This is a genomic window from Agromyces zhanjiangensis, assembly GCF_040496055.1.
Lineage (GTDB): Bacteria > Actinomycetota > Actinomycetes > Actinomycetales > Microbacteriaceae > Agromyces > Agromyces zhanjiangensis.
Map to the genome: position 1 here is coordinate 498,370 of NZ_JBEPKB010000001.1, position 14,444 is coordinate 512,813.

The following is a 14,444-nucleotide window of genomic DNA, read 5'->3' on the forward strand; positions in this document are numbered from 1 at the left end:
TCACGGTGGAGTAGTAGAAGGCCTCGACGATCGCGGGGTAGGCCTGCGGGTCGATGCCGGGTTGTACTCGAACCCGTCGGGTACGAAGGGCAGGTACACGAGCGCCCAGCCCACGACCTGGAGCGTTCCCCAGACCATGATGACGGCCACCACGGCGACGGGGCCGGCGACGGTGCGGCCGCGGCGGCCGAGCCGGGAGGTCAGCGCCCACGTCGAGCGCGCGGCGAGGTGGGAGAGGCGACCGCGTCCCGTCGGGTGCAGCACCGTGTGGAACACCTCATCGAGCCCCACCACGATGAGGACGACCCCGGCGACGACCCACAGCACGCTCACCCGCCCATGCTACGAGCGGGCACGGCGGGCCCGGGGTCGCCCGCCCCGTCCGCTGTCGCGGTCGCCGAGGCCGGCGTGCCCGCGGCATCCGCCCCCCTGCCCCGGATCAGGAAGCCGAACCCGAGTGCGACGAAGAACATGAGCACGCCGTACACCGCGGCCGGCAGGCTCATCTCGACGCTGCCGATCACGGTCTGCGCGATGACGATCGCGAGGGTCGCGTTGTGGATGCCGATCTCGAACGAGCTCGCGATGGACTGGCGTCGTTCGACCCGGAGCAGTCGCGGCACGAGGTAGCCGATCCCGAGGCTCAGCAGGCAGAACAGCACCGTGATGCCCGCCAGCCGGCCGAAGTTCTCGACGAGCAACTCGAGGTTCGACGCGATCGCACCCGCGATCACGACGACCAGGATCACGATCGACGCAATGCGGACCGGACGATCCATCCGATCGGCGAATCGCGCGTTCCAGCGGCGTACGAGCATGCCCGCGATCACCGGGAGCAGCACGATGGCGAAGACCTCCAGCGTCTTCGCGAGCTGCAGGCCCAGCCCGTCGTCGCCCGGCAGGAAGTACGCGATCGACAGGTTCGCGATGAGCGGCAGGGTGAACACGGCGATCACGGAGTTGAGCGCGGTGAGCGAGATGTTCAGCGCGACGTCACCGCGGAACAGGTGCGAGTACAGGTTCGCGGTCGTGCCCCCGGGCGACGCTGCGAGCAGCATCATGCCGACCGCGAGCACCGGCGGAAGGTCGAAGAGGAGCACGAGCCCGAAGCACACGGCCGGCAGGAGGAGCAGCTGGCAGGCGAGGGCGACGACCACCGCCTTCGGCTGCGTCGCGACCCGCGCGAAGTCTCGCGGAGTGAGGCTGAGGCCGAGGCCGAACATGATGACGCCCAAGGCGACCGGCAGGCCGATCGTCGTCAGTGGACCCATTGATCACTCCTTCGTGAAGACGGTGCTCCACAGTCTGGAGTGCGGCGGCGGGTCGTGTCACGCGCTCGCCCCGATCAGCCCTGGAAGTCCTCCGGGTCGACGTCCTCGAGGAACTTCTTGAACTCCTCGAGCTTCTCCTCGTCCTCGCTGTCGTGGTGCTCGACCATCTCGGCGGGGATGCCCGCGTCATCCATCACCGCGTCGGCGACGAAGAGCGGCGCGTCGACGCGCACGGCCATCCCGATCGCGTCGGAGGGTCGAGAGTCGATCACGAGCGGACCGGTCGGGGTGACGAGCGTGAGCTCGGCGTAGAAGGTGCCCTCCTCGATGCGGGTCACGTCGATGCGGTCGATGCTCCCGCCGACCGCCTCGACGAGGGTCACCATGAGGTCGTGCGTCAGCGGGCGCGGGGCGTGGTCGCCGCCCAGCGCGATGAGGATCGAGGTCGCCTCCTGCTCGCCGATCCAGATCGGCAGCACCCGTCCCTCTGCCGACTCCTCGCCGAGCGGTTTCAGCAGGACGATGTGCTGCCGGGCCGCGTCGAGCGCGATCCCGAGGACGCGGACCTGGACCATGGCGCCTCCCGTTCGCTGGTCGGGCGTGGTCCGGCCATCGTACGACCGACGACGCCCGGCCACCGGCGGAAGGTCCCGTCAGGCCTTCCGTCCGCCGAGGTCGCCGAAGAGGAAGTCGCTGCCCTCCGCATCGCCGCGGCGGGTCACCTCCATCGGATCGATCTCGGCGCCGCCGGTGCGACGCACCTGGTCGGCCGCGGCCAGCTCCGCGGCATCCGGTTCGAGGTGGACGCTCGGCGCCTCGGTCGCGAGGCGCTTGCGCGCGGCACGCTCGACGAGCACGGGCACGAAGTCGCGGACCGGCCGACCGTCGAACCGGTGGTGCTCCTCGTCGACGATCGAGTGGACGTGATCCTCGGTGAGGGAGGGGAAGCGCTCCAGCAGGCGCGAGACGACGTGCTCGACGGCCTGCTGCTCATCGGCCTCAGTGGTCATGGATGCAGTGTGCGCCGTCGCGTCGCCCTGTGCAAGCGCACGGAATCTAACTAGAATTCGAAATCATGGCGGAGACGACGGAGCGCCGCGCGGCCGAGGCGCCGACCAGCAAGTCGGCGCGCACTCGCGAGCGCATCCTCGATGCCGCGGCGCACGTGCTGAGCCGCAAGGGCTATGCGGGCACCCGGCTCGCGGACGTCGCCGCGCACGCGCAGCTGCAGGCCCCGACGATCTATTACCACTTCGCCTCACGCGACGAGCTCATCGAGGAGGTCATGTGGGTCGGCGCGGCCCGCGTGCACGCCCACGTCGTCGCGGAGCTCGAGGCGCTCCCCGCCGAGACCTCGCCGCTCGACCGGATCCTCACGGCCGTCGAGGCGCACCTGCGTTACGAGCTGCTCATCTCCGACTACACGACCGCGTCGATCCGCAACGCGAATCAGGTGCCCGAGGGGCTGCGCGCGAAGGCCGCCGCCGAGGAGGCGGCCTACGCCCGGCTGTGGCGCGACCTGTTCACGGCCGCGATGGACGCCGGCCAGCTCCGCGCCGACCTCGACATCACGGTGACGCGCATGCTGCTGCTCGGCGCGATGAACTGGGCGGCGGAGTGGTGGAACCCCCGCCACCGCACGCTCGACGACCTCGTGCGCGCGACGCAGGACATGGTCCGGTACGGGATGGCGCCGGCGACCGGTTAGGTCGCCGGCGCCGTCGTCCTGCCGCCGGGGGCCGCGGCTAGGACATCGCCCCCACCGGCTCGCCGAAGAGCGCGAGCCGGCGCCGGAGCACCTCCTCCGCGTCGGCGACCGTGCGGCGCACCACCTCGCCCGCCGTCGGGATGTCGCGGATGAGACCCTGGACGAGTCCGACCGTCCAGATCCCCGCATCGAGGTCGCCCTCCTCGAACACCCTCCTGCCGCGCGCCCCGGCGACGAGCGGCTGCACGTCGGGGAACTGCCCGCCCTTCGCGAGGATGTCGACGACCTCGTCGCTCACGGCGTTCTTCGCGACGCGAGCCGTGTTGCGGAGGCTGCGGAAGATGAGGTTGGTGTCGAGCTCGGTGGCGTCGACGATCCGCTGCTTCACGGTGTCGGAGATGGGCGACTCGACCGTGCACATGAACCGCGAGCCCATGTTCACGCCGTCGGCGCCGAGCGCGAGCGCCGCCGCGAGGCCGCGGCCGTCCGCGAACCCGCCGGAGGCGATGAACGGGATGGTGAGCGCGTCGGCCGCCGCCGGGATGAGCACCAGGCCGGGCACGTCGTCCTCGCCGGGATGACCGGCGCACTCGAAGCCGTCGATCGACACGGCGGTGACGCCGAGCCGTTCGGCCTTCAGCGCGTGCCGCACGCTCGTGCACTTGTGGATGACCCGGACGCCGTGCTCGCGGAACATCTCCATGTGCGGCTCGGGGCTCGACCCGGCGGTCTCGACGATGGTGACGCCCGCGTCGACGATCGCCCGGCGGTACTCGTCGTAGGGCGGCGGGTTGATCGACGGGAGGATCGTGAGGTTCACGCCGATCGGCTTGTCGGTCAGCCGGCGGGCGCGCTCGACCTCCCTCACCAGGTCGGCGGGCGTCGGCTGCGTGAGCGCGGTGATGATGCCGAGGCCGCCCGCCTCGGACACGGCCGCCGCGAGCTCGGCGCGGCCGACCCACATCATGCCGCCCTGGACGATCGGATGCTCGATGCCGAGCGCCTCCGTGAACCTGTTCGACAGCACGTTCGCCTCCTACTCGTAGGTCTCGCCGGACTCGGCCTTCGCGACGAGCGAGGCCGGCGGCAGGAACCGGTCGCCGTACGCCGCTGCGAGCTCGTGGCAGCGAGCGACGAAGCCGGGAAGCCCGCCCTCGTACTGGTTGACGTACTGGAGCACGCCGCCCGTCCAGGCCGGGAACCCGATGCCGTAGATCGAGCCGATGTTCGCGTCGGGCACGCTCGTGAGCACGCCCGAGTCGAGGCAGCGGACGGTGTCGATCGCCTCGGCGAAGAGCATGCGCTCCTGCAGGTCCTTCAGCGGCAGCACCGTGCGGCCGGAGCCGTACTGCTCGCGCAGGCCGGGCCAGATGCCGACGCGCCGGCCCGACTCGTCGTAGTCGTAGAAGCCCCGGCCCGCCCGACGGCCGGGCCGCTGCACGTCGTCGACCATCCAGTCGATCACGGCGTGCGAGGGATGCGTGCGGATCTCGCCGCCCTCGGCGACCACCGCCGCCTCGGTCTCGTGCCGGATCTTCTGCGTGAGGGAGAGTGTGAGCTCGTCGAAGAGCTGGAGCGCGCCGGCCGGGTAGCCCGCCTGCAGCGCGGCCTGCTCGACGGAGGCCGGCTCGACGCCCTCGCCGACCGCGGCGACCGCCTCGGCCATGAACTCGCCGATGACGCGCGAGGTGAAGAACCCGCGCTGGTCGTTGACGACGATCGGCGTCTTCCGGATCTGCATGACGTAGTCGAACGTCTTCGCGAGCACCTCGTCGCTGGTGTTCTTCCCTCGCACGATCTCGACGAGCGGCATCTTGTCGACGGGCGAGAAGAAGTGGATGCCGATGAAGTCGTCCGTGCGCTTCACGCCCTCGGAGAGCAGCGTGATCGGCAGGGTCGAGGTGTTGGAGCCGAGGACGGCGTCCGGCTCGACGACGTCCTCGATCTCCCGGAACACGCCCTGCTTGACGGGCACCGACTCGAAGACGGCCTCGATGACGAAGTCGACGCCGGCGAAGTCGGCCGGGTCGGCCGTCGCGGTGATGCGGGCGAGCAGCTCGGCGCTCCGCTCGGCCGTGGTCTTCCCGCGGGCGAGGGCCTTGTCCTCCAGCGCGCGCGAGTAGTCCTTGCCCTTCTCGGCCGCCTCGAGCGAGACGTCCTTCAGCACGACCTCGATGCCGGCCTTCGCCGACACGTACGCGATCGCGGCGCCCATCATGCCTGCGCCGATGACGCCCACCTTGCGGGCGGTGTACTTCGGGAAGCCGTCCGGACGGCTGCCGCCGGCGTTGATGTGCTGCAGGTCGAAGAAGAACGCCTTGATCATGTTCTTCGCGACCTGGCCGTGCGTGAGCTCGACGAGGTAGCGGGTCTCGACCTTCGAGGCGGTCTCGAAGTCGACGTAGGCGCCTTCGACGGCGGCGGCCATCGCGGCGCGCGGTGCGGGCAGCGGTGCGCCCTTCAGCTGCTTGCGCAGCATGGCGGGCATCGCGGCGAGCATCCCGGCGACGCCGGGCGAGGTCGGCGCACCGCCGGGGAGCTTGAAGCCCTTCTCGTCCCACGGCTTCACCGGTGCGGGGTTCGCGGCGATCCAGGCGCGCGCGGCCGTGTCGAGCTCGTCGGGCGTCGAGACGAGTTCGTCGACGAGGCCCACGGCGAGCGCGTCGGACGGCGAGAACTTCGTCGCGGGCAGGATGACCTCGGAGAGCGCCCGCTGCAGCCCGAGCATGCGCACGAGTCGCGTGATGCCGCCGCCGCCGGGCAGGAGCCCGAGCGAGACCTCGGGCACGCCGAACTGGATGCCCCTGGCCTCCACGGCGACCCGATGGTGGGCGAGGAGTGCGACCTCGTAGCCGCCGCCGAGCGCGGTGCCGTTGAGGGTCGCCACGACCGGTCGGCCGAAGACCTCGAGCCGGCGCATGAGGTGCTTGACCCGGTCGATGTGCGCGGTCTCCTCCGCCGACTTCGCCGGGTCGGCGGCACGGAGGAGGTTCAGGTCGCCGCCGGCGAACCAGCTCTTCTTCGCCGAGGCGAGGATGACGCCCGTGATGTCGTCGCGCTCGGCCTCGAGCCGGTCGACGGTCGCCTCGAGCGCCGCGGTGAAGTGCGCGTTCATGGTGTTCACGCTGCTGTCGGGGTCGTCCATCGTCACGGTGACGATGCCGTCCGCGTCGCGCTCCCACGCGTAGCCGGTGTAGACCGCGGCCTCCACCGCGTCGCTGTCCAATGCGATGCTGCTCATGTCCCTCTTCCTCACACCCGCTCGATGATCGTGGCGATGCCCATGCCCGCGCCGACGCAGAGCGTCGCGAGCCCGCGCTGCTGATCCCTGCGCTCCAGCTCGTCGAGCAGCGTGCCGAGGATCATGGCGCCCGTCGCGCCGAGCGGGTGCCCCATCGCGATCGCGCCGCCGTTGACGTTGACCTTCTCGTGCGGGATGTCGAGGTCCTTCATCCACTTCATGACGACCGACGCGAAGGCCTCGTTCAGTTCGAACAGGTCGATGTCGGAGACATCCAGCCCCGCCTTGTCGAGCGCCTTGCGCGTGGCCGGCGTCGGACCGGTCAGCATGATGGTCGGCTCCGAGCCCGTCACCGCAGTCGCCACGATGCGGGCGCGCGGCGTGAGGCCGAAGCGCTCCCCCACTTCCTTCGAACCGATGACGAGGAGCGCGGCGCCGTCGACGATGCCCGACGAGTTGCCCGCGGTGTGCACGTGCGAGACCCGCTCGACCGCGTGGTACTTCTGCAGCGCGACCGCGTCGTAGCCGGCCTGGTCGCCCACGCCGGCGAAGGCGGGCTGCAGCGCGCCGAGCGACTCCACGGTCGAGCCCGGGCGGCGGTGCTCGTCGGTGTCGAGCAGCGTCACGCCGTTCTGGTCCGTCACGGGCACGATCGAGCCGGAGAAGAAGCCCTGCTCCCACGCCGCCTCGGCGCGCCGCTGCGACTCGCTCGCGAACGCGTCGACCTCCTCGCGGCTGAAGCCCTCGATCGTCGCGATGAGGTCTGCGCCGATGCCCTGGGGCACGAAGTAGAGGTCGTAGTTCGTCGTCGGGTCCTGCACGTAGGCGCCGCCGTCGGAGCCGATCGGCACTCGCGACATCGACTCGACGCCGCCGGCGAGGATGAGGTCCTCGAAGCCGCTCGCGACCTTCTGGGCCGCGGTGTTCACGGCCTCGAGGCCGGAGGCGCAGAACCGGTTGAGCTGCACGCCCGCGACCGACTCGGGCAGCCCCGCGACGAGCGCCGCGGTGCGGGCGATGTCGCCGCCCTGCTCGCCGATCGGCGAGACGACCCCGAGCACGATGTCGTCGACCGCGGCCGGGTCGAGCCCGGGATTGCGCTCGAGGAGCGCGTCGATCAGGCCGACCACGAGGTCGACCGGCTTGGTGCCGTGCAGCGCCCCGCCGCGGTTCTTGCCGCGCGGGGTGCGCACGGCGTCGTAGATGTATGCCTCGCCCACGTGATTCCTTCCGTTCACAGGCCCAGGCTCCGACCGACGATCTCCTTCATGATCTCGGTCGTGCCGCCGTAGATGGTGGTGATGCGCGCGTCCTCGTAGTCGCGCGCGATCCGGTACTCGCGCATGTAGCCGTAGCCGCCGTACAACTGCAGGCAGCGGTTCACGATCTGCACGTACTGCTCGGTCGTCCAGTACTTCGCGGCCGCGGCATCCTCCGCCGACAGCTCGCCGCGCGAGTGGCGCAGGATGCACTGGTCGATGTACGCCCGGCTCACCTGCGTCGCCGTGAACATGTCGGCGAGCTCGAACCGGGTGTTCTGGAAGGTGGCGACCGGCCGGCCGAACGCCTGCCGCTCCTTCACGTACGTCATGGCACGCTCGATGACGCCCTCGCTCGAGGCGACCGCGGCCGCGGCGATCGAGAGGCGCTCCTGAGGGAGATTCCGCATGAGGCCGAGGAAGCCCTGGCCCTCGGCGCCGAGGAGGTTCGCGACGGGCACCCGGACGTTCTCGAAGACGAGTTCGCTCGTGTCCTGTGCGTGGAGCCCCACCTTGTCGAGGTTGCGGCCGCGCGAGAAGCCGGGGCTGTCAGCCTCGATGACGAGCAGGCTGAGGCCCTTGTGCGGGTCGGACCCGGTGCGGACCGCGGTGACCACGAGGTCGGCGTTCTGCCCGTTGGAGATGAAGATCTTGCTGCCATTGACGACGTAGTCGTCGCCGTCTCGCACCGCGCTGGTGCGGATGCCCGCCAGGTCGCTGCCCGTGCCCGGCTCGGTCATCGCGACGGCGGTGATCAGCGTGCCGGCCGCGATGCCGGGGAGCCAGCGGCGCTTCTGCGCGTCGTCGGTCAGATCGAGGAAGTACGGGATCACGATGTCGTTCGACAGTGCGATGCCGGCCATGCCGTCGGAGACCGGGTTGCGGGCCAGCTCCTCCCCCATCACCGCGTTGAAGCGGAAGTCGTCGGCGCCGCCGCCGCCGTACTCCTCGGGGACGGTGAAGCCCAGGATGCCGGTCTCGGCCGCCTTCTCGAAGAGCCAGCGGTCGACCTTGCCCGCGGACTCCCAGCGCTCGGCGTTCGGGCGGGCGTAGCGCTCGACGAAGTCGCGCACCATCTCGCGGAACTGCTCGTGCTCCTCCTCGTAGACGGTGCGGACGCGGTCCGCCGCCTGGAGAGACGTCTGCGGCATGTCTCGATCTCCCTCGATCTCATGGGGTGTTCCCCGTGCAGGTCGAGTGTACGTCCATCCGTGGCCATTTTCTACATTGGATTAGAAAATGTCTGCGCGAGCCCTTGCCCGCCGCCCGACTCTCCCGCAGAATCAGGACGACGGATTTTCTAATCCCGATGAGAAGACGGATGCCGCAGGCGACATCCCGGAGTCGCGAGGAAGCGAATGGACCACGAGCCGCCCACCATCGACCGACTCGTGCACCGCGTGCGCGACTTCGTCCGCGACGAGGTGATCCCGGTCGAGGAGGCCGAGCGCGGCGTCGCCCACCGCCACGCGGACGGCGAGCACGTCGACGCTCGCGATCGCGAGCTGCGCGACGGGCTGCGCGCCGCCGCGCGCGACGCGGGGCTGCTCGTCCCCCACCTCCCCGCCGACTGGGGCGGACACGGTCTCACGACCCTCGAGCAGGCCGCCGTCTTCGAGGCGGCGGGGTACTCGCTCTTCGGCCCGCTCGCCATGAACATCCAGGCGCCCGACGAGGGCAACATGCACCTGCTGCTGCACGCCGCGTCGGCCGAGCAGCAGGAGCGTTGGCTCCGTCCGCTCGCCGCCGGCGGGATCCACTCCGCGTTCGCGATGACCGAGCCCCCGCCGGGCGCGGGCAGCGACCCCCGGGCGCTCGCGACGAAGGCCGAGAAGGTTGCCGGCGGCTGGCGCATCTCGGGCGAGAAGTGGTTCATCACCGGTGCCCGCGACGCTGGCGTCGTCATCGTGCTCGCCCGAACCTCGGGCGAGCCCGGGGACGCGGGCGGCGCGACGATGTTCCTCGTCGAGGGCGGCGCCGCGGGCATGGAGCTCGTGCGCGACGTCCACACGATCGACGCCGGCCTCTACGGCGGGCACAGCCTGCTGCGCTTCGACGGATGCCTCGTGCCGGATGACGCCGTGCTCGGCGAGGTCGACGGCGGATTCGCCGCGGCGCAGGTCCGGCTCGCGCCCGCACGCCTGACGCACTGCATGCGCTGGCTCGGCCTCGCCGGCCGCGCGCAGGACCTCGCGCTCGCGCACGTCTCGGAGCGGCGCGGGTTCGGCTCGCGCCTGGCCGACCTCGGCCTCGCCCAGCAGCACCTCGCCGACAACGAGATCGACCTCGCCGCGTCGCGTTCGATCGTCCGCGAGGCCGCGCGCGTGCTCGACGCCGGCGACGCCGCAGGCCCCGACGCCGGGACGGCCTCGTCGATCGCCAAGACCTTCGTCGCCGAGGCGGTCGGCCGGATCGTCGACCGCGCCGTGCAGCTCGCGGGTGGGCAGGGCGTCTCCGACGAGCTGCTGCTCTCGCGGTACTGGCGCGAGGTGCGCCCGTTCCGCATCTACGACGGATCGAGCGAAACGCATCGCTGGTCGATCGCGAAGCGCGCGGTGAGCGCGCACGGGAAGGGAGTCCGCCATGACCTGGCACGATGACGCTGCACCGACCGCGACGGATGCCGCCTCCGCACCGCGCGCGGCCCTGGTCACCGGCGGCTCGCGCGGCATCGGGCTCGAGATCGCCCGGGCGCTCGCCGCCGACGGCTTCGCCCTCACGCTCTCCGCGCGCTCCCCCGAGCCGCTCGAGGCCGCGGCCGCCAAGCTCACCGCGTCCGGCGCGAAGGTGATCGCGATCGCCGCCGACGCATCGGAGCCCGACGACCTCGACCGCCTGCTCGCAGCGCACGAGGAGCGGTGGGGGCGCCTCGACGCACTCGTCATGAACGCCGGCATGGGGCACGGGAGCCGCATCGCCGAGACGCCGCTCCGCCGGGTCGACAAGCACTACGCGCTCAACGTGCGCGGCACCTTCGCCCTGCTCTCGTCGGCGCTGCCGCTGCTGCGCGAGACCGCGGCATCCGACCTTCGCGGCGCGCGCGTCATCGCCCTCGCCTCCCTCGCGGGCCTCATGGCCGAACCCGGCCTGGCGGCGTACAGCGCCACGAAGGCTGCGGTCGTGTCGCTGTGCGAGGCGGTGTGCGCCGAGGAGGGGCCGAACGGCGTGAACGCCACCGCCATCTGCCCGGGGTACGTCGACACCGACATGGCCGCGTGGAAGCACGACGAGATCCCGGCGTCCGAGATGATCAGGGCCGCGGATGTCGCCGAGCTCGCGGTCTCCCTCACGCGCCTGTCGCGCAACGCCGCCGTGCCCGTCCTGGCCGTGCATCGCGCAGGCGGCGGGCTTCGCGGCGCCTGAGCCGCGCCGCCGCACGCACCCGGCCCACCCGACGCTCACTTCCGCGGATATACGATCGGGCGCGCCGTTCTCTCGGGCATGCCGACCGGGTGGTCGATCGTATATCCGCCGATCGGGGCGGCTGGTGCCGACGGGAGCGGGCCCTGGTCAGTCGGCGCCGCCGCCGGGCAGCCGGCGGACGGCGCCGCCGAGCGCGGCGCGGGCGAGCCCGACCAGCCCGTACGGGAGGAAGAACGCGAACGCGATGAGCACGATGCCGTAGGCGGCGCCCGTCGCAGCAGGGCTGATGCTCGAGGTGAGCGTCGGCACGACCTGCACGAAGATCGCGCCGAGCACCGCGCCCGGCACCGTCGCGAGGCCGCCGACGACGATGAGCGTCACGAACGAGATCGACAGCGTGAGGTTGAAGTTCTCGGGCCCGACGAACTCGAGCAGCATCGCGTAGAGGCCCCCGGCGACGCCGGCGTAGACGGCGGATGCCGCGAACAGGCGCGTCTTCGTCTGCCACACGTCGACGCCGAGCGTCTCGGCGACGAGCTCCGCATCGCGCACCGCGACGAACGACCGGCCGAGCCGGCCGCGCGCGAGGCGCCGCGTGACGAGGTAGCCGAGCGCGGCGGCCGCGAGCGCGAGGTAGTACACCCACTGGTCGTGGTCGAGCGGCGCCCAGGCGGGCGGATCGCCGTCGATCGCGATGCCCCGGCTGCCGTGCGTGAGCGGCTCGAGCGCGCGGATGGCGGCGGGCGTCGCCATGGCCATCCCGAGCGTCACGAGCCCGAGCTGCAGCCCATGCAGGCGGAGGGCGGGCAGTCCGACCAGGTAGCCCACCACGAACGGCACGATCCCGGCGACGAGGAGCGTCGCGGGATGCGACATCCCAGCCTCACCGCCGACGGCCACCGCGTACGCACCGATCGCGAAGAACGCCGAGTGGCCGAGCGAGACCTGGCCGCCGAAGCCGACGAGGAGGTTCAGGCCGAGGCCGACGATCGTCCAGATCATGACGAGCGTGACGGTGAGGTTGACGTAGCTCGGGTTGACGAGCGGCACGACGACGAGCGCCGCCGCGGAGGCGACCGCCACCAGCACGGCGAGCCATCGCGGCGGTGCCAATGGCGGTCGCGGGCGACGAAGCCACTCGATCGCCGAGCCGCGCCGGCCCCGGCCGGCGAGGAACGTGCGGACGGGCGAGGTCGCCGTCGTGGTCGTGGTCGTGGTCGTGGTCATGCGCGAACCACCTCCCTCCGGCCGAAGAGGCCCTGTGGTCGCACGAGCAGGACGACGACGATGATGACGAGCGCCACGACCTGCTTGACCTCCGAGCCGTTCGGCAGGTAGCTGCCCGCGAGGTTCTCGACGACGCCGACCACGATGCCGCCGACCAGGGCGCCGACGGGCGACTGCAGCCCGCCGAGCGTGGCCGCGGCGAACGCGTAGATGAGCACCGGCGCCATCATGCCCGGGTGCAGGAACAGCTCGGGCGCGATGAGCGTTCCCGCGAGGGCGCCGACCGCGCCCGCGATCGCCCAGCCGATCGTCATCGTGAGGCCCGTCGATACGCCCGACAGTTCGGCCGACTCCGGCGCGGACACCGCGGCCCGCATGCGGAGGCCGACACGGGTCAGCCCGAACAGCGCGGCGAGGCCCACGGCGACGACGATCACGGAGAACACGATCCCGACGTCCTGGCGCGACACGGCGGCGCCGCCGAGCTCGACCGAGCCGGCGCCGAAGAGCGCCGGCACCTCCTTCGTCTGGTAGGTCCACGCCCAGCCGATGATCGCGTTCAGGGCGATCATGAGCCCGAGCGTCACGATGATGAGCGGCAGCGCCTGGTGACGGCGCACGAGCGGGCGGATGAGCACGCGCTCGATGCCGGCGGACAGTGCGGCCAGCACGACCATCGAGATCACGACGGCGATCCAGATCGGCACGCCGCACGCGGCGAGCTGCCACGAGACGTAGGCACCGAGCAGTGCGAGCTCGCCCTGGGCGAAATTGAGCGTCCGCGAGGCCCGGTACACGAGCACGATCGCGAGTGCGAGCGCGCCGTAGATGGCGCCGGTCGCGATCCCGTCTGCGAGTTGCTGCAGGAGCATCCGTCGTCCCCTCTCACACGCCCAGGTAGGCCCGGCGCACGTCGTCGTTGCCGCGCAGCTCGGCGGCCGAGCCGCGCACGGTGACCCGGCCGCTCTCGATGACGAGCGCGTCCTCGGCGATGCCGAGTGCGACGTCGGCGTTCTGCTCGACGAGGAGCATCGCCGTGTCCGTCTCCCGGCCGAGTTCGTCGAGCGCGGCGAACAGGTCGGTCGTGACCTTGGGGGCGAGTCCGAGCGACGGCTCGTCGAGCAGCAGGAGGCGGGGCGCCGACATGAGGGCCCGCGCGATCGCGAGCAGTTGCTGCTCGCCGCCGCTCAGTCCCGAAGCGGGACGCGCGCTCCGTTCGCCGAGCCTCGGGAAGCGCTCCATCCACCGGTCGGCCTCCGCGGCCGCCGCCCGACGGGGCCTCGTGGACCCGCCGACGAGCAGGTTCTCGCGGACCGTCAGGTCGCCGAACGTCCCCCTGCCCTGCGGGACGTGGGCGAGCCCCGCGACCGCGATGCGGTGCGGCGACCTGCCGACGAGCTCCCTGCCGTCCAGGCGGATCGACCCCTCGGCCCGGCAGAAGCCCGAGATCGTCCGGAGCAGGGTGGTCTTGCCGGCGCCGTTCGCGCCGAGGACCACCAGCCGCCCGCCGGCGGGCACCGCGAAGCGGATGTCGCGGAGCACGGTCGCGGGACCGTAGCCCGCGGCATCCAGCTCGACGCTCATGAGGCTCATGCGGCGCTCCCCAGGTAGGCGGCGACGACCTGCGGGTCGCGTGCGACGTCGCGCGGGTCGCCCTCGGCGATCAGGCGCCCGAAGTCGAGCACGACGACGCGATCGCAGACCGACCTGACGAGCCCCATGTGGTGCTCGACCAGCAGGATCGCCGCACCGCGCTCCGCGGCCAGCCGGCGCAGCGTCGCCCCGAGCTCGATCACCTCGCCGTGCACGAGCCCGTTGGCCGGCTCGTCCACGAGGAGGAGTCGCGGCTCGCCGATCAGCGCCCGACCGAGCTCGATGCGCTTCAGGGTGCCGAACGGCAGGGTGCCGACCACGCGCCCCGCGACCTCGGCGAGGTCGAGTTCGGCGAGCAGGTCGAGCGCCCGGGAGCGGTACTCCCGTTCGGTGCGACGGATGCCGGGCAACGCCAGCGCGGTCGCCCACCACCCGCCGCGCGTCGCGTGGTACGCGCCGGCGAGCACGTTCTCGAGCACGGTCCGGCTCGGCAGGAGTCCGATGTTCTGGAAGGTGCGGCCGACGCCCAACCCGGCGATGCGGTGGCGCGGCAGGTCCGTCACGTCGCGCCCGGCGACGCGGATGGTGCCCGACTGGGGGCGGTACAGCCCGCTGATGCAGTTGAACAGGCTCGTCTTGCCTGCGCCGTTCGGGCCGATGAGGCCCACGACCTCGCCGTCGTCGACGGTCAGGCTCGGCCCGTCGAGCGCCTGCAGGCCGCCGAACGAGAGGCGCACGTCGCGCACCTCGAGCAGCGCGTCCATCGCGTCCTCCTCGTGTGG

15 protein-coding genes are annotated in these 14,444 nt (G+C 71.7%); 3 read left to right on the forward strand and 12 right to left on the reverse strand.

Going from position 1 to position 14,444, the window contains the following annotated elements:
* The 4 genes from ABME02_RS02370 to ABME02_RS02385 form a co-directional block, all read right to left on the reverse strand.
* A complete protein-coding gene (locus tag ABME02_RS02370; RefSeq protein WP_353813667.1) occupies window positions 1-333 on the reverse strand; it encodes a hypothetical protein in 333 nt (110 codons plus the stop codon).
* Complete coding sequence (locus ABME02_RS02375; RefSeq protein WP_353813668.1) at window positions 330-1,271, reverse strand: bile acid:sodium symporter family protein; 942 nt, start codon at window positions 1,269-1,271, stop codon at window positions 330-332. The genes ABME02_RS02370 and ABME02_RS02375 overlap by 4 nt, the downstream gene beginning before the upstream one ends.
* Window positions 1,272-1,345: 74 nt before the next feature.
* Window positions 1,346-1,846 carry a bifunctional nuclease family protein gene (locus ABME02_RS02380; RefSeq protein WP_353813669.1) on the reverse strand — a complete coding sequence of 167 codons (501 nt, stop codon included), beginning with the start codon at window positions 1,844-1,846 and terminating at the stop codon, window positions 1,346-1,348.
* Window positions 1,847-1,924: 78 nt separating this feature from the next.
* The gene (locus ABME02_RS02385) at window positions 1,925-2,281 is read right to left on the reverse strand and encodes a three-helix bundle dimerization domain-containing protein (protein ID WP_353813670.1); all 357 of its coding nucleotides are present in this window, start codon (window positions 2,279-2,281) and stop codon (window positions 1,925-1,927) included.
* A 65-nt stretch (window positions 2,282-2,346) separates the two neighbouring features.
* Here ABME02_RS02385 and ABME02_RS02390 point away from each other — a divergent pair, with 65 nt between their 5' ends.
* Window positions 2,347-2,979, forward strand: a complete 633-nt coding sequence (locus ABME02_RS02390) for a TetR/AcrR family transcriptional regulator (protein WP_353813671.1) — start codon at window positions 2,347-2,349, stop codon at window positions 2,977-2,979.
* 37 nt (window positions 2,980-3,016) lie between these two features.
* On the opposite strand, the gene ABME02_RS02395 is transcribed toward ABME02_RS02390, so the two are convergent.
* The 4 genes from ABME02_RS02395 to ABME02_RS02410 are packed head-to-tail and all read right to left on the reverse strand — an operon-like array spanning window position 3,017 to window position 8,630.
* A complete protein-coding gene (locus ABME02_RS02395) occupies window positions 3,017-4,006 on the reverse strand; it encodes an NAD(P)H-dependent flavin oxidoreductase (RefSeq protein WP_353813672.1) in 990 nt (329 codons plus the stop codon).
* Between the two features lie 9 nt (window positions 4,007-4,015).
* Window positions 4,016-6,220 (reverse strand): 3-hydroxyacyl-CoA dehydrogenase NAD-binding domain-containing protein, encoded by a 2,205-nt coding sequence (locus ABME02_RS02400; RefSeq protein WP_353813673.1) that lies wholly within the window; start codon window positions 6,218-6,220, stop codon window positions 4,016-4,018.
* Window positions 6,221-6,231: 11 nt separating this feature from the next.
* On the reverse strand, window positions 6,232-7,440 hold the full coding sequence (locus tag ABME02_RS02405) for an acetyl-CoA C-acetyltransferase (protein ID WP_353813674.1): 1,209 nt from the start codon (window positions 7,438-7,440) through the stop codon (window positions 6,232-6,234).
* Window positions 7,441-7,454: 14 nt separating this feature from the next.
* Window positions 7,455-8,630, reverse strand: a complete 1,176-nt coding sequence (locus ABME02_RS02410; protein WP_353813675.1) for an acyl-CoA dehydrogenase family protein — start codon at window positions 8,628-8,630, stop codon at window positions 7,455-7,457.
* A 207-nt stretch (window positions 8,631-8,837) separates the two neighbouring features.
* On the opposite strand from ABME02_RS02410, the gene ABME02_RS02415 reads away from it, so the two are divergent.
* Complete coding sequence (locus ABME02_RS02415) at window positions 8,838-10,079, forward strand: acyl-CoA dehydrogenase family protein (RefSeq protein WP_353813676.1); 1,242 nt, start codon at window positions 8,838-8,840, stop codon at window positions 10,077-10,079.
* Entirely contained in the window at window positions 10,063-10,842 is a 780-nt protein-coding gene (locus ABME02_RS02420) for an SDR family NAD(P)-dependent oxidoreductase (RefSeq protein ID WP_353813677.1), read from the forward strand. The genes ABME02_RS02415 and ABME02_RS02420 overlap by 17 nt, the downstream gene beginning before the upstream one ends.
* 147 nt (window positions 10,843-10,989) lie before the next feature.
* On the opposite strand, the gene ABME02_RS02425 is transcribed toward ABME02_RS02420, so the two are convergent.
* From ABME02_RS02425 to ABME02_RS02440, 4 genes are read right to left on the reverse strand one after another with little or no spacing between them, the layout of a single operon-like run.
* Window positions 10,990-12,069, reverse strand: coding sequence for a branched-chain amino acid ABC transporter permease (locus ABME02_RS02425; RefSeq protein ID WP_353813678.1), 1,080 nt, complete (start codon window positions 12,067-12,069; stop codon window positions 10,990-10,992).
* On the reverse strand, window positions 12,066-12,941 hold the full coding sequence (locus tag ABME02_RS02430) for a branched-chain amino acid ABC transporter permease (protein WP_353813679.1): 876 nt from the start codon (window positions 12,939-12,941) through the stop codon (window positions 12,066-12,068). Before ABME02_RS02430 ends, ABME02_RS02425 begins: the two co-directional genes overlap by 4 nt.
* 13 nt (window positions 12,942-12,954) lie before the next feature.
* Window positions 12,955-13,662, reverse strand: a complete 708-nt coding sequence (locus ABME02_RS02435) for an ABC transporter ATP-binding protein (RefSeq protein WP_353813680.1) — start codon at window positions 13,660-13,662, stop codon at window positions 12,955-12,957.
* Complete coding sequence (locus tag ABME02_RS02440; RefSeq protein ID WP_353813681.1) at window positions 13,659-14,426, reverse strand: ABC transporter ATP-binding protein; 768 nt, start codon at window positions 14,424-14,426, stop codon at window positions 13,659-13,661. Before ABME02_RS02440 ends, ABME02_RS02435 begins: the two co-directional genes overlap by 4 nt.
* Window positions 14,427-14,444: the final 18 nt, after the last annotated feature.